Below are 21845 nucleotides of genomic sequence, written 5' to 3'. Positions count from 1 at the left end.
TCGTATCGGGCGGGTATGCAATCTTAATAACGTGTCGTAACATAATACACGCGGGAACGATCTGCAACCGCCTCATGGAATGATCGGCTGCTGCGGTTGGTCGCAGCGGCGGGCCGATAGTCGCGACCTGTCGAGCCCAGGGTGCTGTTGCGACAAGGCAAGGCCGAGCCGCCCAAGTCGCGAGACCGGCTCGTCGAAATTTTTCGTAACATCCCTTAATCCAATGTCATTCGCCCGCATCGTATTCCCTTTCCGAGCGCCGGAGGGAGTTTGAAAGTCCGGTTCGGCGGAGCGTAGGCCCTTGTGGCGTCGAATGGTTATCAGGGACAGGCTGTCGGTGCAGTGCGCGCTGCTAACTGGCTTGGCCGGGCAGGTGCGGCAATGATCGTGGGAGTCTGTCGGCGGCGCGGTGCCGCCGTGTCGCACGGCTGTGCCTCGAATGGATCCTTTGCCCCGGTGCTGGCGATGGCAGCCGCATTTCTGTTGTCTGGATGTGCCACCGCACCCTTGACCAGAGGCGGCTCGCTTTCGTCGTACGACAACATGGCGCCATCTGACGGCGTGCTGGCGAAGTCGCTGGTCCGTGTCAACAAGGACTATGTGCTGGCCGCCAGGACGGTCCGCATCGCGCCGGCGACATTCCCGAAAGCCGCATCGCCAACGCTGTCACAGGAACAGCGTGTGCTTGTCGCCAATGCCGTGGATCGTGCGCTGTGCATCGGCTTGAGCGAACGGTTTCAGGTGGTCGGGCCTGATCAGCCGGCTGACCTGACAACCCGTGTGATCGTGACCCAGGCCGCCCCAACGAACGAGGTCGCGGCGGGCGCATCCAAGGTGGTTTCGGTCGTGCCGGCCGCGTTGGGGGTGATGGCGCCGATACCGCGCCTGCCGGTCGGGCTCGGCAGCCTGACGCTGGAAGCGGAGGCGCATGATCGCGGCGGGAAGCAGCAGGCCGCCATGATCTGGGCGCGCGGCGCCAATTCGTTCACCAATTCGCCGATGGTCTCGACTGCGGGTGACGCTTACGACCTCGCCGGCGTATTCGCCGGCGACTTCGGCGAATTGCTGATCAAGGGCGAATCGCCGTTTGGAAAAGCGCCGAGCCTGCCCTCGCTCGACAAGCTTGGAGCGTCACTGGGCGGCAAGCCGAAATACGAAGCCTGCGAGGCGTTCGGGCGAGGGCCAGGAGTAGCCGGGATGGTGGCCGGAGGGCTCGGATTGCCGCCGGAATGGTCCGACAAAGGTGCACCGGACAACAACCAGCAGCCGAAATGAAAGCCATTGCGATCTATTTGGGCAGCAGTACCGTTGCCGTGAACCCGCGGTCATCCTGGGTCTTGAAGCTGATCGACCCGCCATGGCTCAGGATGACGTCACGCACGATGGTGAGGCCGAGGCCAGTGCCGGGAATTTTTGCGCTTCTGGCCTGATCCAATCGACGAAATGGCGCCATGGCTTCCTCGAGCCTGTGCTCGGGGATGCCGGGTCCATTGTCGCTGATGCTGACTTCGACTTGTCCCGAGCTTGCTTCGAGGCTCACGCGCGCGGCCAGGCCATATTTCACGGCATTATCGATCAGGTTACGGAACGCCCGCTTGAGAGGTATCAGGCGCCCGGCAATTTCAAGATGATCGGGTCCGACGTAGCTGCAGTCATGTCCCTTGTCCGCGGCTTCGTCGACCAGGCTGATGAGCAACGCCGCCAGATCGATCGGCTGAGTGGTCCCTTCGCTTGCTTCGCCGCTTGCGAAGGTCAGCGTGGTGTCCACCATGGCGGTCATATCGTCTATCTCGGACATGATGCCGTTGCGGTCATCATCATTGTCGAATTGCTCGGCGGAAATGCGCATTCGCGTCAGTGACGTTCTCAGATCATGCGAGATCGCCGCCAGCATCTGAGTACGCTCCCTCACGAACAGCAAAAGGCGGCGCTGCATGTCTTCGAACGCCCGGGCCACGACGCCAAATTCATGGAGCCCCTGGTCGGAGACCGCGACGAAATCACGCGTCTGGGCGATTTGGTCCGCGGCTTCGACCAGCCTGTCGAGCGGCGCAACGATCCTGCGGGTCAACAACGTAGAGATGACCGCGATGATCAAGCCACCGCCGATCAAGGGGAGCAGCGGGACGAAGGAGTTGAAGCCAGCGACCGTCGGCTCGGCAAACGATACGCTGATCCAGGAATTGTCGACGCCCTGAACGACGATCCGCAGGCTGGCGGGTACGAGCGTCTCCGGCTCGCCCGAGGTCAGAGGCCATGAGCCCAATGAAAGGCCGATAGACGGTGGCTCCAGCTTGGTCTTGAGACTTTCAAACGGTGCCACCACCGAAAATCCGGCGTCGTACACCTCTACGGTCCGAATGTTTTGTCCAAGCATGGTTTTGATCGTCGCGCCGAGCCTGGCAAAGATGGGTTCCTGGCTCTTGTCGGGTTTGTTGGTTGGTCTCTCCTTCGACCAGGTCACGGACAACCGCGAACTCAGCTGCTTCGATTTCGCCGCGCGCTCCGCGACGGGCTGCGAGAAGATCTCCGTGGCGATATGGCTCGTTTGTTCGGCCAGCCATCGAGCTCCCGTCAACCGCACTTCCGGTTCCGCAAAAAGCCAGACCTGAAAGGCGGCCTGCGCCTGAATGACGACCAGGCTCAGGACCATGGTCACGGCAATCCGGCGGCCGATCCCCGGGCGCCAGATCCAGCTGAGCGGCTGGTCCCTAGCCGGCATCGTTTTCGACGACCGGCGTGAAGATGTACCCGCCGTTCCTGACTGTCTTGATCATCGCTGGATTTTCCGGATTTTCTTCCAGCTTGCGTCGCAGACGCATGACCTGAACGTCGATGGTGCGATCAACCGACGTGCTGGTCCGGCCCCTTGCCAGATCCAGCAGCTGGTCGCGATTGAGCACGCGGTTTGGGTGCTCGACGAAAGCCTGGAGCAGGTCGTATTCGCCGGAGGTGAGCTCGACCAGGGCGCCCGATGGCGATTTGAGCGTCCGGGCCCGGATGTCGAGCGTCCACTTGCTGAAGACGAAGACGGTCGAGCGTCCGCTGCTGTCGTTGCGACCGACGGCGGATCGGCGCCGCAGCACGACGCGGATGCGCGCGAGGAGCTCGCGCAGGCTGAACGGCTTGCAAACGTAGTCCTCGGCGCCCAGCTCCAGTCCGATGACCCGATCGGTCTCCTCGGCAACCGCCGTCAGGAGTATGACCGGTATCGGCTTGTCGGCCTGCGTCTGGCGCAAGAGAGAAAGTCCGCTCTCGTCAGGCAGCATCACGTCGAGAACGATCAGGTCCAGTTTAGAAGACGCCAGCCTTTCCCGAAACTGCTTGCCATCGCTGGCGACAGAGACGCGCAAGCCCTGCTGCCCCAGGAACTTGGCCAGGCCGGACCGGATTTTCGGGTCGTCATCTACGACAAGGATATGCGGAGCCGTCATGATCGGCGCACTTCTTGCGAGGTTTTGCCGGCCTCTCAAGCCTTTTCGCGTTACATCTTGTAACAGGATCGCCTGTTTACCACGATTTCGGATCGATTGGTCGCTTGGCGAAAACCGTAGATTTCCGGGCCGGCCCGCACCCTTCGAGGGTGCGTAACGGAATGAAATAAACCGAAACCTGCCGCTTATCCCCCTGACACGGAGGGGTCCTAAAGAGTGCGGCATGAACAAGCAACTCAACGCCGAATTCGAAACTGCTCCGGCAACCAAGATACCGCATCCGGACGTCTGGGCCGCACCGACTGCGAAGCGATCGAAAAGATTTGGACCGAAAACATTCGGACTCAAGATACTCTTGATCGCGCTACTGGGTGGTGTCGCGGCCGGCTCCGTTTGGTTTGTTTCGATAGCCCGCAAGCCCGCGCCGCGAACCGACAGCGCCGCCGCCGCGAAGCCGATAGAGCCGGCCGCAGTGGTCGGCCTGGGCTATCTCGAACCCTCGACGACGGTCGTCAAGCTCGGCGCACCCGGCAACCCCGATTCTTCGAGGATCAGCAGCCTGCTCGTATCCGAAGGGCAGTGGGTCGAGGCCGGCCAATCGCTCGCGACCATGGATAGCGTGGACCGGTTGAAGGCCCAGGTCGCGCAATCCGAGGCGCAGGTCGAACTGAAGAAGCTGATGCTGGAGCGCCAGCGGCGGGAGATAGCCAACACGACGCAGGCGCGCCGCTCCGCGCTCGACCGTGCTCGCGCGGACATCGATCAGAGTCAGGCCGAATACGATCGCCAGAAGACCCTGGTCGACCGCAGTTTCGCGACCCTGTCCAACCTGGAAAAGAAGGCCAAGGATCTGCAGACGGCGCAAGCGACCAGGATCGAAATGGAAGCCGCCCTCGAACGGATCGAAGCCAAGGTGCCCGGAACGGACAAGTCGCTCGACATCGCCCTGACCGAGCAGGAGCTCTTGTGTGCGCAGGCAGATCTGGCCGTCACCAAAGCCTCGCTCGAGCTGGGGATCATCCGGGCGCCGTTCAGCGGCCGCGTTCTGAGTCTCAAGGCGCGCGCTGGAGAACGCGTCGGAAACGACGGCGTGCTCGAGTTCGGCGGGACCGACGAAATGCGCGCCGTCATCGAGGTCTACCAAACCGAGGTCGATCGGATCAGCGTGGGGCAGTCCGTCGAAATCCGCGCCGATGCGATTTCCACGAATCTGCAGGGGCGTGTCGATCACATCGGCGATGCAATCGCGCGCCAGACCGTCGTCAACAACGATCCCGCATCGTCGACGGACGCGCGCGTCGTGCAAATCTACGTCGCGCTCTCGAAGCAGGACTCGGAGCGCGTGGCAAAACTGTCGCGTCTTCAGGTTCGGGGCGTGTTCGCGAAATGATTGATCGGATCATACGGAGCCTCGCCAACAGGACCCCGTTGGGATGGCGGCAGCTCCGCCATAGCAAGTCACGTCTCATCGTCGCGCTCGCCGGCGTCGCCGTAGCGGACGTCCTTATCTTCATGCAACTCGGGATCATGGGCGCGCTGTTCGAGACGGCCGTCACGCCCCTTCGCATGTTCAAGGCGGACATCGTGCTGCTCAGCCCCGAGGTGCGGGAATTGGGGCAGTCCGGAACGTTGCCGAGGCGGCGGTTGTATCAGGCACTGGGAGTGGAGGGCGTCGCCAGCGGCTCCGTCCTGCAGATCGGCGCGGCTTCTTTCCGAAGCCCCAGCAGCATTCGTCAGGCCAACGTGATGGTGTTCGGGGTGGATCCGGACTTCGACGGTTTCTCCAGGCCCGAAATCGCGAGCCAATTGTCGAAACTGCGTGTCGCCGATGCTCTGCTCTTCGACCGGTTGACCCGCCAGCCGTTCGGCGCGGTCGTGGCCAGGGCTGAAGGTGGACATGCCGTCCCGGTCGAAGTGACCGGAAGAACCGTTTCGATCGTCGGCTTGTTCTCCCTTGGCGCGTCGGTTGCGAACGACGGGTCGGCGATCGCGAGCGACCAGACGTTCCTGCGGCTGTTTCCGCGCAATTCCGCCGCCGCTGCCAGCGCGATCCTCCTGAAAATATCCCCCGGCGCGGATGTCGAAGCGGTCGCCGAACGCATCAGGCGGGTACTTCCCGCAAGCGACACCAGGGTCATGACCACAGAGCAATATGCGGACTACGTCAAGGAGTTCATGCAGGACAATACGCCGATTGGATTCATATTCACGTTCGGCGTGATCGTAGGCTTCTTCATCGGCTTCGCTATCGTTTACCAGATCCTGTCGGCCGACGTGAACGACCATTTGCCCGAATACGCGACGCTGAAGGCGATGGGCTACACCCATCGCTACCTGCTCGGTGTCGTGTTCGAAGAGGCGTTCCTGCTGGCGGCACTGGGCTTTGTCCCGGGCATCCTGCTTTCCTTCGTCCTCTACTGGATGTTGGGCGCGGGGACCGAGCTGGCCATCGCCATGCCGGCAAGCAGGCCTGTGCTGGTTCTGGCGATGACGCTTGCGATGTGCCTGTTCTCGGGCGCTGTCGCGACGAGACGCCTGAAAGCCGCAGATCCTGCGGATGTCTTCTAGAGGACGACATGATCGATCGTCATCATCGAGACATCGCGCATCAGCACGAGCAGAGTGGCCCGGCCATCGAGGCCGCTGCTGTGAGGCATACATTCGGATCCGGCGACACCGCCAGGCAGGTCCTCGTCGATTTCAACATCGAGGTGGCGCAGGGCGAAATGGTCCTGCTCATGGGGCCCTCGGGTTGCGGCAAGACCACGGTGTTGACGCTCGTTGGAGCGCTTCGGTCGTTGCAGTCCGGTTTCATTCGGACGCTCGGAAAGGACCTGCGTGAAGCCGACGAGCGCGCCATGATCGAAGTCAGGCGCCGGATCGGGTTCATCTATCAGGCCCACAACCTGCATCAAAGCCTCACAGTGCGCGAAAACATCGGCATGGCGCTTGAGGTGCATCGACCGAGAGTATTTGCGAACGAGGCCGACCTGATCGATGCGGCGCTCGATGACGTCGGCATGCTGGGTTGGGCCGATGCTTTTCCGGCCACGCTATCGGGAGGACAGAAGCAACGTGTGGCCATCGCGCGTGCGGTCGTCGCGTCTCCCTCGCTGATCCTCGCCGATGAGCCCACGGCGGCTCTCGACAAGGCCAACGGCCGCCAGGTCGTGGATCTGCTCCACGACCTCGCAAAGCGCCGCGGAAGCGCGATCCTCATGGTGACGCACGACAGCCGAATTCTCGATGCCGCCGATCGTATCGTCGAGATGGAAGACGGCCGGATCGTCAACGTCGAAACGCGTCAGCGGCCATCCACGAAGAGTTTCAACCAATCAACTGTCAAAGATCGAAGGGACCAACAGGCATGCGAACCACAGCAGCAAAAATGATCAAGATCGTCCGCCTTGGAGCCGCCGTCGTTTCCGCTCTCACGCCGACTGGCGGCATCGTAAGAGCCCAGGCGGAACGAGAGTTCCTGCGACCGGCCCAGGCGGCGAAGATGCTCGCCGATTCGCGCCCGTGGTCCGCGACGAAGAAAGACGGCCGCGATGCGACCGTCAGCTTCAATCCCGACGGTTCGGGGACGTTCAAGGGCGGCCCGTTCGCGCTGTCGACGAAGTGGGAGATCAAGGGCGAGGACATCTGCATCACGATGAGCGTTACCGGCGTCACATGCCATCGCTTCGTCAGGGTCGCGGGAGGGCTGGACGGCTACACCAATGGCGCATTGGATCTGCAGCTCAGGCGATAGCGATGCCGCAGGCGCGCCATGAGCTGGTTTCAGCACGAGTGGTGCCGCAGGGGGAGATTTGCGCCTCTGCGGTCGAGCCATCGGCGGGATCATCCGGCATGCGAACGGGCCTGAAAGCGTGATGAAGCGACGAAGGACCATCGAGGACGATTTCGGTCAGCGATAGATGCCACATCGGCGTGCCAAATGCGCAAGATCTCCATGCCGCACACAGCAAACTCCCGCAAAGAGAAGGTCGGCGACCAGGGGATCGGCGGCACCGGGATCAGCGGCGGCGACCGTTCGTCCAAACAATCGATCGCTGTTCAAACCTCCCGAGCGCTCCGTCCACCCAGGATGGTCACGAAGTAACACCTTGATCGCGTTGGCGGTCGTCCCGGCGGCGAACTGCAACAGCCTTGGCGATTGGATGGTCGCGAAAGTCTGACCGGCGTCAGAATTCCCTTCGCATTTCAAAATAGTCGCAAGTCCGTTGCGATGGATCAAGCCGATCCGTCCCGGCTTCCTCCCTACTGGCGACAAGGGAAAAGGGGGCATCTGCTTCGAGGAGGCAGGTCATGGCGCAACAGGTAGTGGGTGGTGTTGCCGAAGACCTAAGCATTGGGGGCTGCGACGACGTTAGCGAAGCACGGTCGACTTTCGACCGCCTGTTGAGGGCCTATTTCGCAAGGTTCCTGATCAGAGAAGTCGCGGCGGACGGGATCGATCACTCGTTTGAGCTTCCTGCTTCACAAGGGGGCCATTCGCGCTCGAAGTAGCATTACCCGGCGCGACGGTCTGGCATACCTTGGCACCGTCGCGATGCGAGATGCACGGGAGGAACGCCGGGGCCAGCTTGATCTGGATCAAGGCCGATCCCGCAACGTCATGTCTCGTTAGGCCCGACGTTCACCGAGTGCCGGAGATTTGCATGTCTCTCGCTGCATCACGCGTCTTCATCCTCACCTTCGCAGTCCTTTTCGCCTTGGAAGCGGTGCCGGCGACAGCCGCCTTTGCCAAGACGCCGCGCGCAAAAGTCGTGACGGTCGTCGATGTTCGCCAGGCTCCGCCTCGAGCAACGAGCTGCGGGAGCAGCTTTGTGTGCAGACAAGACCTATTTGATCGCAGCAACAGGAACAACCTGAGATCCGATTGGCCTGCTCCTCCGGCTCAACCCGGCCAGTTCTGATCCGAATTTTTGTAATGGCATTGCAAGGTTGTTGGTTTGACAGAGCGTGAAGGAGGTCAAGATGACGATGGCAGCATTATCTGCAGCGCTCCTCGGAACGCAATTGTTCGTGATGCCCATTTCCGATCGCGTCCCCGAATTGAAGGTAGAGGCGACGTGCAAGGCGACCACAGCTGACGACAAGGCAATGGGGCTTGCCCTTCCTCAGAGCTTTGCGGACTGCATGCGCGACGAGTCGGACGCGCAGCAACAGCTCACCACGGTTTGGGCCGACGCTCCCGGTCCTGTCCGCGACAGCTGCGAAGGCGAAGCCATAGCCGGCGGAAGCCAGAGTTATGTCGATCTTCTCACCTGCATCCAGATGGCAGGGTGGACGAAGTCACCCTCAACCGCGCCGCGGCTGAGGGGAGCAAGCCGGACTCGAAATTCACAGTGATCCGCCTCTCGCGTCGAGAGCGCGGCTCGCTCTGCTTGGCAGCCTATCGATTGTGGCACGCCTGATCATTTGAACGAAGGAGCGATTGTATGAGACGCATTCCGCTTGGCATTGCCGCGATGACTATGGCGATTGCGCCAACCCCTCTGTCGGCTCAATCGATCAATCTCACCGGCATCTACAAATGCGTTCAGATGTGCCGGGGAAATCTCCCAGCTCACATTACCCAGAACGGAACTGAAATTAATCTCGTGACGGAGGCAGGGCAGCCATCCCGCGCCTGGCCCGACTGGTACTGGCCCGCAAACCGGATCTGGATCGACGCATTCAATCAGAGTGCGGTCTATTCGCCGGATGGCATGCTCATTCAGTTCGACAGTGGCACGATTTGGCAGCGCGATTTGGGGCCGCTCCCGCCCCGGCGCCGGTAAGCGCCGCAGCTTCTGCAAGAGTCTGGAGGCGATCAGAGGCGTGCGGTTCATATAAGCAAAGGAGGTCGTTATGAAATACCCCTACAGAAAGTGCTGGTTTGGAGCGGCCATTGTTGTCTGCACCGCGATCAGCTCCGTGCAATGGTCGCCGGAGCGTGGTCTGTCATTCTCCGTCGACAGTGCGCAGGCGAGGGTAGGGCGACCAGCCACCCCTGTGAGCGCTGCCGGCGTTGCGCGTCGAACAACGCGCCGCGCGGTCGTGGGTGGAGCTGCCGTAGGTGCAGCGGCTGTGGGAGCCGCCGTGGCGACGCCAGCTTGCGTCCGCGTGCTGGTAAATGGAGCGTATGTCTGTCGCTAAGCGAGCACGCGGCGCCAAAGTCAGCGCAAGACTGCCGGCTTGAGGCGCCGCGTGGACAGGTGGCGTCCCGTGTTGGCCAGCAGGCGGTTGATCGACAGCTTCAGGAAGTGGAAAGCCAGGGCAGGATTTGCATGGCACACCTGGGCGAACTCCCCCTCGGTGAGCCAGAGCAGCTCGACGTCGGAAATTGCCTGAGCCGTCTGGGTGCGCGCGTGTGCCGTCGAGAAGACGCCAATTTCCCCGAAGAGCTCTCCCGCCCCCAGAACGAGATCGATTTCATTCAGGCGTACGCTTCCCTTTGCAAGCAGATAGATGCGATCGGCGTAATCGCCTTGCCTGAAAATGATCTCTCCGGCCTTCCACGTCGCCACTTTCATGAACGGGCATAGCGGTTCGGTTGTGAATTCGCCCTTGGATGCTTGCTCCACAATTCGCCTGACGCGAAGCATTTGGACTGTTCGGACGACGTTAAGAGGCAGCAGAACCGAGTGAAGGATGAGGATTGGATACAAGCCGTCGAAGAACGCGTATGCGATGAACGCGACATTGCTCAAGATGGCCGCGATCCTGAGCGGGAGCATTGTCCTCATGCAAAACGAGGCGAAGACGAGAAGAGATGCGAGATAGCCGGCGGCTTCAACCCAGGGCGTCGAGCCGCAGAGCAAAACGTCTGAGCAGCGCATTTCCGCGTCCTTCCCAGAATGCCCAGACAAAGCAGGCCCCAAGGCAAACTGAAATCAGCATGAGCAAAGATGCCCGATCGCTAACGGCCTGGATCACACAATTTCCAATGCAGATGAAATCTCGGCTCCAGGCAAATGGTGCGCCAACAGCGCCTCGATCAGGGAATGTTGATCGCCGGCAGCGGGCCAGTGGGTCGGATCAACGCTTCAGCAGGTTGCTCCTGCGCGAAGGCCGCGAGTGCAATCAAAACGGCGCATGAAAGGGCGATGAAAAAGCCGAGACGCCATCGAAACTCCGTCCGGTCGTCGTCGGGCGTAGCAAGCCGGCGCGCGTCCGTTGCAGTGCGCATCGTTAATCTCCGAATATCGTGACGGTGAGAAGGCCAGTCTTCCCAACACCCGCACTGAATATCGCGCCACTTGATTCGTCTGGGTACTACCTAGAAAGGTGGTCGGGTGTCCCCTATGCTCGCCAGAAGGTCGGTGACCTGCACACTCGTTTCGGGGCGGACATGCAACTATCCACGGATTCCACCAATCCGCAGAATCAGGATGTCTATGCACTTTGGGATCAGCTGGCCGAGTTCTCGGTCGGCGACAGCGACGCTGCACTGACACATCTGCTGGCCGCACTGCGTACCATGTTGTCGGCACGCAATGTGCTGTGGGGTGTGGTCGTGCGATTGCCTTCGCCGAAGCGGGCCGATCCCTTGCTCGGCTGGCGCCCGCGCCTCGTCCGGGTACTGGACCCGATACCGGCGGTGGCAGCATCTGTGCAGAAGCAGTTCGATACGCTCTGGTCCAATAACGTCGACCTGTCTCAGATCCTCTCCATGTCGGGAGATGAGCCGTTTCGCATCCGCCTCTTGTTCGAAGCGCTGCCGCCGGAATGGTTCGAGGGCGAGCACTATCGGCGGCACTATTTGGACGTCGGCTTCGCCGACAGCGTTTCCGTGCGCATTGCGCTCAATGACGACGTGAGGATCCGCTTGTTCGTATTTCGCGATGCGCAGTCCCCTCGCTTCTCGCCGCAGGACGGCCAGCGTCTGGGCTTCGTGATGCGCGGGTTGAGATGGTTTCACCGTCAGCAACTGCTCAGCCACGGCCTGCTCATCGCCAATGCACCCCTGACACCTGCTGAACGCAGGGTGTTGCTCGCACTGCTCGACGGGCACACGGAAAAGCAGATCGCGCAGAGGCTCGATCAAAGTCCGAACACCACGCACTTCCACGTCAAGTCGATCTACGCCAAGTTCGGCGTGCGCAATCGCTCGGCGCTCACCGCGCTGTGGCTCGGCAAGCTGCGATAAAGAACTTACACAGTTGATTTGCTGGTGGGCCCGGCAGGACTCGAACCTGCACCAGACCGTTATGAGCGGCGGGATATTGGACGCGTTCGTTGATTTGCTACATTTTCGTTTTGGTTCGATCGCGTTTGTTGCGTTTCGGTCAGGCTGTTTCTGGTGCGAAACTGGTGCGGTGGCCCGTTAGTGCTCAACGAGCCTCACGCCATCGAAAGATCCGTCCATAGCGCGAAATGAAAATGTAGCGCTGTCCCGTCCCATCAAGACTCAGCGCATGAAGACCTCGCGCAGCCAGATCGGGCGCCTGCTCGACCCAAAGGACGGCAATGTCACGCTGACCATGCTACAGCGTGCGGCGCGCATGGTCGGACGGTCGCTTCGGCGGGAGCTGGTTTGAACGGACGAGTCGAGGCTCCAGACCGGGAAGTTCTGGTTTTCCTTCGAACCTGCACGCGGCCGGAGCTATTGGGTGCACTGTCATCGTACTCTCCGGCTACACCTAACGGATGCCACCAGTTCTGCGACTCGTCAGCGATGGCGTGGTCACTGCGCTCTTCCGCGCACAGGAGCGGCGACTGGCCGCAATTCCATTCTGGATACGCCCGCCGCAACATTCACGCCTGTCTGCGCTTGGACGGATACTGGCTGCAAGGCGACCGTGCGATCCGAACCTCCGACCAGGAGGTTGGCACCAACTCCGGCGCCTACCGTGCCGCCGGCCGTCGCGCCCGCATAGGTTCCCGCCAACGCCGCGCGGCGTAGCGTTGTTGGTGCAAAAACGGCCCAGGTCAGTTGACCGCCGGACGTGGCGCCTATGTCGAGGCCAAGCGTGCTGACGGTGCCTTCGTAAGCCTCGCGCGTGCGGCCTCGTGCCGATGCATAGATGCAGTTCAACTGCCGCTGTCCCCCGACAATCATGCCGACTCCGGGCGCTATGTTGCACGTGAGCGTGCCGACCCGGGGGCGCCCGGCCTCCTGTGCTGTTGCCGGAACCGTGGCAAGAGCGAGCGCCAGGGCGGCGCATGCGGTCGCGAGATTGCTCAGCTTTGTTCCATTCAGTGTTGCTCTGATCATGGAGTCCTCCATCGACATACCTCTGATGGTATCTGATGGTCCTTCTATGCGCACCGACGCGATGATGTTCCCGTCGCCGGCAGGGGCACGGCCAAAAAAAGCACAGTCAGCGTCATCAAGATACCGATCGCCAAGTCGGCTGCTGCCAGGCAGACGGCCCTCGCCGGGCGGCATCCCTGCTTGCCGCCCGCGGCGCCGCATTGCGCGCCTGGAAGTGCTCATGCTGAAGAGGTTTCGAAACAGCGTGCGCTGCGAAGTCCAATCGACGGCGTGGTGTCTTCTATGCCAAGCGAGTATCGAAACGATCAGAATGACCTTGCGGCGACGCCGCGATGACATCTGCCTTGAGCCGTAGCAATTCGTCTGCGAGGAGAGGCACTCGGTGGGATTGCCTCTCCGCGAACTGGCAATCGACGATGGGGATCTTGCCGCCGGCCCAGCCGAACTCGCGCAGTGCTCGGCGAAACGCCTGCAGGGGACGCCAGCCAGCGGTGCCCGAGGCGCCTTGTTGGGCGCGCACACCCATCGGCAGTGCAAGGGGCGGCTTCGAGCTGGGTTTGATGTTCATCAAGTTCAGCAGCGTCGCCGCCACGATCATCGTTAGGACGCCACCAACGCTGAGCGTGATCTGCATCGCAAGCCCCTCCGATATGTCGAGCAGCGCCAGGAGGCTGGCGAGCGTAAGCAGGACCCCGAGGCAGAAGATAGGCAACGAGTGCTTGCCACAGAGGATGGCGCCGCGCATCACCGCAGTCGTCAATGCTTGCCGATTGGGCGGCACGAACCATACCGCTACAATCGCAAGAGCCAAAAAGTGCAACAGACGCAACGGATCGAGATTCGATTTGTCCGTCGGGTAAGCCAGCTTCGTCAGCCCCTGCGGGATCAACGCTTCCAGCGGCTTGATTCTCCAGCTCAATGCGATGACGAGGCTGAAGACCAGGTAGAGAACGGCAGGCACGAGCGCCGTGCGTGAGGTTAGCCAGGGGCGCACTCTTTCGCCCTCGATTATCATCCACGCGCCAAGGACCACCAGCAGCTGCCAGGCCAGTGGATTGAAAGCCCAGTGGCCGTTCGGCCACGCCGGCATGGACCACCCGAAGATATGCACCAGCGCATAAAGCGCCAGCGAGGCGCCAAGCGTCACGTTCGGCATTCGGAGCAGCAACCACAGCAACGGCGCGAACAAGAGGTGAAGAAGCACGAAGATCGGCAACACGTCGGTATTGACCGGCCGGTATTGCAGGATGGCTGCGTGCGCGAGCGTCGCACCCGGCTGGTCCAACAGAATGCGCGTATTGCTCTCATCAGCAAGACGGTCGCCGCCTGCGAGATAAACCAGGACGGCGCAGGCGAGCGTGAGCAGCAGAAATGCGACATAAATGTCCCAGCTTCGCCGGAGGGTCCGGCGGATCACGCTGGTCCATCCCTCGCAGCTCCACACCTTGCCGTAGGCCAGTGCGCAGGTGACGCCCGAGACGAACATGAACACTTCCGCGGCATCGCTGAAGCCGTAATTCCGTGGCGTCAGCCAACTTCCGATGTTATTGGGGACGTGATCAAGAAAGATGCACCAGAGCGCGATGCCGCGGCAGGCATCAATGCGCAGGTCGCGGCCGTTGGCCGTGAACTCCGGCAGCGCGCCTGCCACTGGCTTCGGGATTGCGGTCCGATCATGCATTGGCTTGCCTCGCCCAGCGTGCGCGCACGCTTCAGGAGGAACGGTCGAGAGCCACCGAATTTGACAAAAAGCGCGACCACGCTGCGGGAGCGCAGCAGTCCAGAGCACCGACCCGGCTACCACAGCAATTGCGGCACCGATCATATGGCCGCGCTGGGTAAAAACCCTGCTGGTGAAGAGGCTGACCGTCGACATCATCGTTCAAGCGGCGCAGCGTGTAAATCGGCCGGAGGTCGCTACGGAGAAGTGCCTAGGTCCTATGACCAAGGTACTGTCGGGGCCGCAGCGTCTATCTGACATAACTCAGATACATGATGAGCAATTCACAGATCGCATGGACGAAGGGGCCATCGAGCTCCGCGCGTCACGTAGTCCGCGCTCTTTCCATACCTGTTGTGTGCCGATTGCAACCATAGAACACAGCAGCGCTCGGCTCCTACTTTGAGTGCCTGACGGCGAACCGCTGGTTGGACCAGAGATAGAAGATGGACGGTTTCGAACATGGGTGTATGATTTTTCTATTGAATCTCCGGGCGGTCAGAGGACGGAGAGCCTTTTTATGAAAGTGCTTATTGTTGACGATCACACATTGATTCGCGAGGCATTGCACGCTGTCCTGAAGCAACTGAAGCGAGAAGCCATCATACTCGAAGCTTCGAACAGTCGAGAGGCCATGCACATCGTCGAGGAGCATCCGGACATCGGCCTCATTCTGCTTGACATCAATTTGCCTGATCGCGACGGCTTCTCTGTCCTTCGCGAACTGCGCAATCGCTATGCGACGATCGCTATCATCATTCTCTCGTCCTCAGACGATCAAGACACGGTCAGGCGCGCTTTCAAACTGGGCGCGCTGGGTTTCATTCCGAAAACCACGGAACGCGAGGTGATGCTCAACGCCATTGAGCTGGTATTCTCCGGCGGAGTTTACATTCCCTCGGAGATTCTGGAGGAAACAGCGGGCCCGCGGCTTGCAAATAAGAAAGTGGCGCCCGACTCGCTCGAGGGGCTCGGGTTGACCGATCGGCAGATTGACGTACTTGCGCTCCTGATTGAGGGAAAAAGCAACAAGGTCATTGCCAAGATGCTCAATATGGCAGTGCCGACAGTGAAGAATCACGTCACGGTCGTTCTCAAGGCGCTCGGGGTAGCGACGCGCACCGAGGCCGTCATAAAGGTTGGAAAAATGGACTGGGAGTGGCCGCCGAAATCCGGATCATGAAACTGCCCCAGCGTCCCTTCCACCGTCATGATCTCTAAAGAGCTCGTGCATGACAGCGCGGAGCTGCATCGGATCGACGGGCTTGTGCAGCAAAATGTACCCTCTATCCTTGGCGTCCCGCAGTGGTTCAGCTGCCGTATCGCCGCTGACGAGAATGGCGGGAATTGACGAGCCAAACGCCGCATTGATTTGTTCAATTGCCCGGATTCCGGTCTTCCCGCTTGCGAGATGATAGTCCGAGATTATGAGGTCGGGGCGTTGCTGGCGCTCAGCAAGTCGGACAAGCGTAGCTTCGTCGGATCCGGCGGCAAGAACCGAGCATCCCCATTTGCTAAGCAATCCGCCCGTTCCCTCCTGCATGATTGGGGCATCGGCAATAACAAGAATCGCCTTGCCGTCGACTGCAAACGCGCCCGGGCGAGGCAAGTCCGTTGCTGCTGCGGATTTGACGCCTTCATCGACCGTCGGAACCAGGATCGCAAATCGCGAACCTCGACTCACGGTCGAGGCCAGGTCGATTTGATGGTTGAGAAGCAGGCAAAGCCTGTCGACAATGGCGAGGCCAAGCCCGAGCCCCCCGGATTTGCTCTGGTCTGAGGCAGGAATTTGAAAAAACTCGCCAAAGATATTCTGCCTCTGGTCCTCGGGAATGCCGGGACCGGTATCCCATACTTCGATGCGCAGCAATTCACCGCGCCGACGACATCCGACCAGAATACCGCCCCGCAACGTGTAGCGTACGGCATTGGATACCAGATTCAGCATGATGCGTTCGAGCAGCATGGCGTCGCTCCGCACCCAGGCGTCACTTGGCTGGATGCGTAGCCGCAGGCCTTTTTCCCGCGTCGCCTGATCAAACGCCGTTTCGATCTTTTGAAGCAGGCGCGCGATCGGGAATTCGGTGAGCTTGGGGGTAAGCATCCCGGCATCGAGCCTGGAAATGTCCAGGAGCGAATTGAACATGTCATCCATTTCCTTGCGGGTTGCGTCGACCCGTTCGATCGTCTTGGTCCTTTCCTCCGGTTTGAGCGGCGTGCGCAGCTGGGCGACGAACAGCCCCAATGCATGTAACGGCTGTCGCAAATCATGGCTTGCCATGGCCAGAAAGCGCGATTTTGCGGCATTTGCGAGCTGCAGTTCCTGCGTACGCTCTGCGACCTTCCGCTCGAGTTCGTCGTGCGCGCGGCGCAGGCCTCCTTCCGCTCTCTTGCGCACCTCGACATCGGCGCTCAGCAGCAGGCTCGGAACGGTAATGCTGATCAGGAACATCAATACCAGCAGGAACGACGCGTTGATATCAGGGGTCACGAAGGGGCCGCCGCCCATGTGCGTCCCCCAAATCGTGATGCCCGCAAGTACCAGGGCAACCGTTGCGGTATCGCGTGGACCGCGACGCAGCGCTGCCCACAACAGGGGCAGGATAGCCAGAAAACCCAGTGAATCTCGGCCGGGCGCTTGCTCGATCAGGGGACTGAAAGCAATGAGTCCAACAGCAGCCGCAGTCGTGAGGACGCCGACCGTCTCCAGAAATTCATGGCGGTTGAAGGCATGATAGCTGCTTGATGCCCAAAGCACGATAACGGGGGCAATGACCAGTGCGCCGGTCACATCTCCCAGCCACCAGGTGATCCACGCGTCCACGAAATTCTTCGGTTCGATGTACCCGAAGATTGCCAGACTGCTCAGTCCAATGCTGGCGCTGATCGGTGTCGCGATCACGACGCAAATCACAGCAAACTTTGCGACAGAATTGGGCCTCGAAAACGTGTTACGCCCGCCCGACCACCGATTGATGAGATAAGCGCCGGCAACTGCTTCAAGAGAGTTGCCCGTCGCAATCGCAATTGCTGTGGCAATAGAGCCTGCCGTCGTCGCATTAGCGATCATCGCCGCGACGAAAATCGCTGGCCAGGTCCGATATCCCCGCAACAGCACCGCCGCCAGCGCGACACCCGTCGGTGGCCAAATTGGCGTTGCGCTAGGATGAACAGAGGCGAGAGCAAGCCCGCCTTTTGCCGAGACGAGATAGATGGCCCCAATTGCGACCAGACCGCCGATGTAGCTGATGACTCGGCTAGAATTTGTCGTGGGAGCTGGTGATCGTGGATCGGACATCGTCGACCCCTCGACTAGGCAATTGGTTCGTCCACTAAGACTGACTTTTGATTTCTTGGTCGAAGATCAAAGATCGCTAGGTCGATACGGCAGATGCGCTCACATCCAATTGATCACCGCAGTCTGCTGGCGGACTAAGAGACGGCGCGTGCGATGGAGCATCTTGCCGACTTGCTGTTCAATCCCTGCGGATCAGTCAGCACCAGTGGACGAACAGGCCGGCGTTGCGCCCCGAGGAATTCGTGCTGTCTCGTGCTCACCCCGAGCTTTTGGGGAACGCATCGTACGACGAAGATAGGCTCTCCGAAAGGCCGGATTTGTTGGACCCGGACAAGGTCGCTGTGTGCGACAAAAGCCCTATCTCTCGTTGGAGTCTCGGGACTGAACCACTTGCGCGATTGCTTGCTGCGGCGGACGAGGGAGCGCAAGCTTCACTCAAAAAAGAGCCATCCCATGAGCGATGAGGCGATGAGTCCGTTGCGTCGGCGGTGACGTTTGCGATGAGCGGCATAATTCTCCTTTGATCGAACGATCGCCAACTCGAATTCATCGCCGAATTTACGATCAGGAAGGAGAGCCAATGGCCTGATCAGATGTGGAACGGGAGTTTGATCGCCGTTGAAGCAGAGCAACGAGTAGCTAGACCAGCATGACACGAGGGACCTCGGCGTCTTGCCGTAGGTCCGCTTCGCGCCCATAAGCAGCCGCCGCCTTCTCTCGCTTCTCGGACTAGCAGATGCGCTAAGGAGATTGACGAGTACACTGCCTAATTTGGGGTGACCCCAGAAGTCCGTGACATTCGAATAGTTCGAGTGCTCCCTTTCCTTTCAGTTCCACTAGGCCGCGGCTGTGTCCCGCGCAATAGTGTCGAACCTGGGCCCAGGCCGCGGCACTCATCAGGATCGATCCGCCCTCCGCATGCGAGGTGACACGGGCGGCGGTGTTGACAGTGTCTCCCCACAAATCGAACGAGTATTGGCGCCGGCCCATAATCCCAGCGACCACGGGGCCGCTATGAATCCCGATACGGACCGCCCAGCCGGGCTTGAGCCTCTGCGAGATATCGATCATTGCCCCCGCACAGCGCACAGCGGCGAGCACACCGTTCTCCATGGGATGAAGAAGCCCGGCGGTGGCAAGAAATGCATCTCCGATGGTCTTTATCTTCTCCATGGCGTGCGCTTCGACGATGTCCTCGAAAGCGTCGACAAGAGTGCGAAGCTCAGACATGACCTGTTCCGCCGGATGGCAATCGCAGTATCGCGTGAACCCAACGATGTCGCTGAACAGCACCGTGACGTCCTCAATGCGGCGAGGCTTGACCTCATTGGTCGCTTTTAGCTCGGCCACCGCGCTCGGCGGCAGGATGGCTTGCAACAATTCGTCGGCACGGCGCCTCTCGCGCTGGAGTTCTTCGAGATAGTAGGCCTCCCGGTCACGCAGACGTTTCTTCTCAAGACAGGCGCCGACACGCGCGCCGAGAACCACGGGATTGAAAGGCTTCAGAAGATAGTCGTCGGCGCCGAGTTCGATACCGCGAACCACGCTTTCAATCTCGTCCACTGCGGAAATCATGATCACACGGATCTCTCGTGATGCCGGGCACGCCTTGAGCTGCTGCAACACCTGATGACCGTTCATCCCTGGCATGAGGACATCGAGGAGCATGAGGTCCACGGGCTGTTTGGAGACCATTTCGAGGGCCTCGGCGCCGTCGTCAGCGGTCAGCACGGTCTCGTAGCCCAGGCGCCGCAACCGACGCGTGAGCAGATAACGATTGTCCTCGTTATCATCCACGACCAGAATCACCGGTAGCGGCTCATTCATGTCTTCTTCGCCCTCAGCAGAACGTCGATTCGATCAATCAGGCGCGGAAAATCAACCGGCTTCGCAAGAAAGTCATCACACCCCGCCGCGAATGCCCGCTTGCGATCCTCCGGCATAGCGTGGGCAGACAGCGCAATGATAGGAACGGCCGCAGTTTCGGGTGCCACGCGCAACTGCCGCGCAACTTCCCAACCGTCGATGACCGGTAGCCCGAGGTCTACCAGAATGAGGGCCGGGGCCCGGCTCTTGGCTTGCACCAAGCCTTCCGCCCCGTCGCGGGCTATGAGGACCTCGTGGCCTTTTCGCCGCAACCGGCGCGACATCATGTATATGTTGTCCTCGTTGTCCTCGATGTACAGGATCCTAACCATCGCGTTCGGCCCGCTGCTGCATTCCACCGATGGGGACGTTGTGCATGACGAAATCCGCCGCGACCGCCGTCGCCTCGTCGCGCCGTGGCGTCCCGCTGAGAGATTGATCGGGCATGCGGACGGTGAAAACCGCGCCGCGACCGGGTGCGCTCTTGGCAGTGATTTCTCCGCCCATCGCTCGACACAGATGCTGGCTAATTGCCAAACCCAGCCCGGTCCCACCGTACTTGCGCGTCGTCGAGCTGTCGGCTTGAGAGAACTCCTGGAAGAGGCGGCCAAGCTGTTCCTCCGTCATCCCGATGCCGTTGTCGGCCACAGTGAAGATCAGCCATTTCGCTGACCGGTCAGCTTCGCGTCTGGCTATAAAACGAATCTCGCCCTTCTCCGTGAACTTGCACGCATTACTGAGCAAATTCAGGAGCACTTGACGCACCCGGGTCGAGTCCGCTTGCATTACTCCGATGTCCGCAGGACAGTCGATAGTGAGCTTGTTGTTGTTCTTGTCCGCCATCGGCTGGGTTGTCTTGGTCAGTTCGCCAATGAGCGTCGCGACATCGATCTCCTCGGGGTATAAGTCGAGCTTGCCGGCCTCGATCTTGGACAAGTCGAGGATATCGTTGATCAGCATGAGAAGGTGTTTTCCTGCCCGTACGATGCGCCCAATGGGCTCGGCAAGAGCTCCGTCACGGTCTTCTTGCGCTTCTTCATAGAGCACCTCGGCAATGCCAATGACGGCGTTAAGGGGCGTTCGAAGCTCGTGGCTCATATTTGCCAGGAACTGACTCTTTGTCCGGTTTGCCGACTCCGCTTCCTCGCGCGCCTGCTCGAGCTCGATCTGCCGGCGCTTCAGCTCGGTGATGTCGGTGTAGACGAAGACCGTGCCGCCATCATGGGTCTTGCGCTGGGTAACACGCACCCAGAGATCGTTCCGGTACGAGTGCTCGGCGACGCTGTAAGGTGCAGAATGCTGCCTCAGGCGTTCCTGAATCCACTCCTTCGGAGTCTGCCCCTTCAAATCAGGAACGGAGCGTGCAACTGCTGCCTCTAGGATGTCGCGAAAGCTTGTGCCGGGCCGGAAGAGGTCGGCTCGCTGAGGATAAATCTCTCGTACGCGCTCGTTGCATACCACGATGCGGTCGTCGGCATCGTAGAGGACGAAGCCGTCCGAGATGGTTGCGATGGCTGCCGCGAGCGTCTTCCGCTCGTGCTCCCGTTCGGCGGTCAGCCGGTCCCGCTCCGTGAGGGTGTCGCGGAACATCGCTAGTGTCCGTGCCATGGCGCCGATCTCGTCGTGGCCCGCAGCGGGAATCGGGACTCCCACGTCCCCGGCATTGAGGCCATCGATCGCCACCACAAGTCGCCGGAGCGGAAGCGTGATCGAGCGCAGCAAGAAGAAGGTGACGAGTGCTCCCATGGTCACGACGATGACTGCGATGCCCTGTGTGATCCGAGTCGCAGTGGCGACCTCCGCAACCGCACGATCGCGGGCGACTGCGGCCTCACTGGTTAATTCAATTACGATCGAACTTAGGAGTTCATCGACGACCGCACTGTGCCGTCGCGCTTGAGCCAGGAGAGAATTTCCCATCACTCGGCGATCGGCAGTGTACTCCTCAACGGCATCGGCGGCGAATTTCTGAAACTGCGCCAGTTCCGTACGGACGGCGTCAATGCGATCGGGTTTCCTCGCCGCCACCTGGTCGAGAAGATGCTCCATTCGCCTCCGAGCTTCTTCGGCGTTTCTCTCCGAAAGTGTCAGCATGCTGACGGCGAGGTCGGTCAGCCAATACCGCAACTCTCCGAAGGCGACGCGTGCGCCATTTGCCGTTTCGATGGCGCCGATCAAATCAGCCACTTCGGCCACGATCGCCGAATTGTTCGCCAGCTTGCGCGTGAGATAGATGTTCGTTCCCAATATAACGAGGAGCAGAGCGCTCGATAGTAGAATGATCCGGGTTCGGATATTCAGTCGCGCCATCGTCGCGAG

At 60.5% G+C, this 21845-nt stretch carries 21 protein-coding genes; 10 read left to right on the top strand and 11 right to left on the bottom strand.

The features are described 5' to 3' along the window. Positions 1 to 465 precede the first annotated feature (465 nt). Positions 466 to 1275 (top strand): DUF3313 domain-containing protein, encoded by an 810-nt coding sequence (locus JQ592_RS31245; RefSeq protein ID WP_246820783.1) that lies wholly within the window; start codon positions 466 to 468, stop codon positions 1273 to 1275. 13 nt (positions 1276 to 1288) lie between these two features. Here JQ592_RS31245 and JQ592_RS31240 read toward each other — a convergent pair whose 3' ends face one another. After that, positions 1289 to 2653, bottom strand: a complete 1365-nt coding sequence (locus JQ592_RS31240; RefSeq protein WP_211406579.1) for a HAMP domain-containing sensor histidine kinase — start codon at positions 2651 to 2653, stop codon at positions 1289 to 1291. A 58-nt stretch (positions 2654 to 2711) separates the two neighbouring features. Further along, positions 2712 to 3434 carry a response regulator gene (locus tag JQ592_RS31235; protein ID WP_211406578.1) on the bottom strand — a complete coding sequence of 241 codons (723 nt, stop codon included), beginning with the start codon at positions 3432 to 3434 and terminating at the stop codon, positions 2712 to 2714. A 223-nt stretch (positions 3435 to 3657) separates the two neighbouring features. Between JQ592_RS31235 and JQ592_RS31230 the strand changes: the two genes are divergently transcribed. The 4 genes from JQ592_RS31230 to JQ592_RS31215 are packed head-to-tail and all read left to right on the top strand — an operon-like array spanning position 3658 to position 7188. Next, the gene (locus tag JQ592_RS31230) at positions 3658 to 4824 is read left to right on the top strand and encodes an HlyD family efflux transporter periplasmic adaptor subunit (protein WP_211406577.1); all 1167 of its coding nucleotides are present in this window, start codon (positions 3658 to 3660) and stop codon (positions 4822 to 4824) included. Then, positions 4821 to 6002: an ABC transporter permease DevC gene (devC, locus tag JQ592_RS31225; protein ID WP_211406576.1), complete on the top strand. Its 1182-nt coding sequence runs from the start codon at positions 4821 to 4823 to the stop codon at positions 6000 to 6002. The genes JQ592_RS31230 and devC overlap by 4 nt, the downstream gene beginning before the upstream one ends. 8 nt (positions 6003 to 6010) lie before the next feature. Then, positions 6011 to 6826, top strand: coding sequence for an ATP-binding cassette domain-containing protein (locus JQ592_RS31220; RefSeq protein ID WP_211406575.1), 816 nt, complete (start codon positions 6011 to 6013; stop codon positions 6824 to 6826). After that, the gene (locus tag JQ592_RS31215) at positions 6823 to 7188 is read left to right on the top strand and encodes a hypothetical protein (RefSeq protein ID WP_211406574.1); all 366 of its coding nucleotides are present in this window, start codon (positions 6823 to 6825) and stop codon (positions 7186 to 7188) included. Before JQ592_RS31220 ends, JQ592_RS31215 begins: the two co-directional genes overlap by 4 nt. Before the next feature lie 156 nt (positions 7189 to 7344). On the opposite strand, the gene JQ592_RS31210 is transcribed toward JQ592_RS31215, so the two are convergent. Next, a complete protein-coding gene (locus JQ592_RS31210) occupies positions 7345 to 7674 on the bottom strand; it encodes a hypothetical protein (protein WP_211406573.1) in 330 nt (109 codons plus the stop codon). A 743-nt stretch (positions 7675 to 8417) separates the two neighbouring features. On the opposite strand from JQ592_RS31210, the gene JQ592_RS31205 reads away from it, so the two are divergent. Further along, a complete protein-coding gene (locus tag JQ592_RS31205) occupies positions 8418 to 8792 on the top strand; it encodes a hypothetical protein (protein WP_211406572.1) in 375 nt (124 codons plus the stop codon). Between the two features lie 89 nt (positions 8793 to 8881). Then, positions 8882 to 9223: a hypothetical protein gene (locus JQ592_RS31200; RefSeq protein WP_211406571.1), complete on the top strand. Its 342-nt coding sequence runs from the start codon at positions 8882 to 8884 to the stop codon at positions 9221 to 9223. A gap of 378 nt (positions 9224 to 9601) precedes the next feature. Here JQ592_RS31200 and JQ592_RS31195 read toward each other — a convergent pair whose 3' ends face one another. After that, positions 9602 to 10264 carry a Crp/Fnr family transcriptional regulator gene (locus JQ592_RS31195; RefSeq protein WP_211406570.1) on the bottom strand — a complete coding sequence of 221 codons (663 nt, stop codon included), beginning with the start codon at positions 10262 to 10264 and terminating at the stop codon, positions 9602 to 9604. A 158-nt stretch (positions 10265 to 10422) separates the two neighbouring features. After that, positions 10423 to 10614, bottom strand: a complete 192-nt coding sequence (locus JQ592_RS31190) for a hypothetical protein (protein ID WP_211406569.1) — start codon at positions 10612 to 10614, stop codon at positions 10423 to 10425. Between the two features lie 162 nt (positions 10615 to 10776). On the opposite strand from JQ592_RS31190, the gene JQ592_RS31185 reads away from it, so the two are divergent. Both JQ592_RS31185 and JQ592_RS38645 read left to right on the top strand, forming a co-directional pair. Continuing rightward, a complete protein-coding gene (locus JQ592_RS31185; protein WP_211406568.1) occupies positions 10777 to 11574 on the top strand; it encodes a helix-turn-helix transcriptional regulator in 798 nt (265 codons plus the stop codon). A gap of 268 nt (positions 11575 to 11842) precedes the next feature. Then, positions 11843 to 11965, top strand: coding sequence for a hypothetical protein (locus JQ592_RS38645; RefSeq protein ID WP_283816208.1), 123 nt, complete (start codon positions 11843 to 11845; stop codon positions 11963 to 11965). Positions 11966 to 12111: 146 nt separating this feature from the next. Here the strand turns inward: JQ592_RS38645 and JQ592_RS31180 are convergent, their stop codons facing one another. Next, the gene (locus JQ592_RS31180) at positions 12112 to 12642 is read right to left on the bottom strand and encodes a DUF992 domain-containing protein (protein ID WP_211406567.1); all 531 of its coding nucleotides are present in this window, start codon (positions 12640 to 12642) and stop codon (positions 12112 to 12114) included. 280 nt (positions 12643 to 12922) lie between these two features. Beyond that, a complete protein-coding gene (opgC, locus tag JQ592_RS31175; protein ID WP_211406566.1) occupies positions 12923 to 14323 on the bottom strand; it encodes an OpgC domain-containing protein in 1401 nt (466 codons plus the stop codon). Positions 14324 to 14882: 559 nt separating this feature from the next. Between opgC and JQ592_RS31170 the strand changes: the two genes are divergently transcribed. Beyond that, positions 14883 to 15545 (top strand): response regulator, encoded by a 663-nt coding sequence (locus JQ592_RS31170; protein ID WP_211406565.1) that lies wholly within the window; start codon positions 14883 to 14885, stop codon positions 15543 to 15545. On the opposite strand, the gene JQ592_RS31165 is transcribed toward JQ592_RS31170, so the two are convergent. From JQ592_RS31165 to JQ592_RS31150, 4 genes are all read right to left on the bottom strand, one after another. Next, positions 15540 to 17660: an MASE1 domain-containing protein gene (locus JQ592_RS31165; protein ID WP_211406564.1), complete on the bottom strand. Its 2121-nt coding sequence runs from the start codon at positions 17658 to 17660 to the stop codon at positions 15540 to 15542. The two genes, JQ592_RS31170 and JQ592_RS31165, sit on opposite strands and share 6 nt — an antisense overlap. A 741-nt stretch (positions 17661 to 18401) precedes the next feature. Beyond that, positions 18402 to 19487: an adenylate/guanylate cyclase domain-containing protein gene (locus JQ592_RS31160; protein ID WP_211406563.1), complete on the bottom strand. Its 1086-nt coding sequence runs from the start codon at positions 19485 to 19487 to the stop codon at positions 18402 to 18404. Then, on the bottom strand, positions 19484 to 19858 hold the full coding sequence (locus tag JQ592_RS31155) for a response regulator (RefSeq protein ID WP_211406562.1): 375 nt from the start codon (positions 19856 to 19858) through the stop codon (positions 19484 to 19486). Before JQ592_RS31155 ends, JQ592_RS31160 begins: the two co-directional genes overlap by 4 nt. Next, on the bottom strand, positions 19851 to 21836 hold the full coding sequence (locus JQ592_RS31150) for a sensor histidine kinase (protein WP_211406561.1): 1986 nt from the start codon (positions 21834 to 21836) through the stop codon (positions 19851 to 19853). The genes JQ592_RS31155 and JQ592_RS31150 overlap by 8 nt, the downstream gene beginning before the upstream one ends. Positions 21837 to 21845: the final 9 nt, after the last annotated feature.

It is taken from the genome of Bradyrhizobium iriomotense, assembly GCF_018129405.1.
Classification (GTDB): domain Bacteria; phylum Pseudomonadota; class Alphaproteobacteria; order Rhizobiales; family Xanthobacteraceae; genus Bradyrhizobium; species Bradyrhizobium iriomotense_B.
The sequence above is the reverse complement of the archived record's forward strand: the minus strand, read 5'-3'. Positions and strand labels throughout refer to the sequence as shown.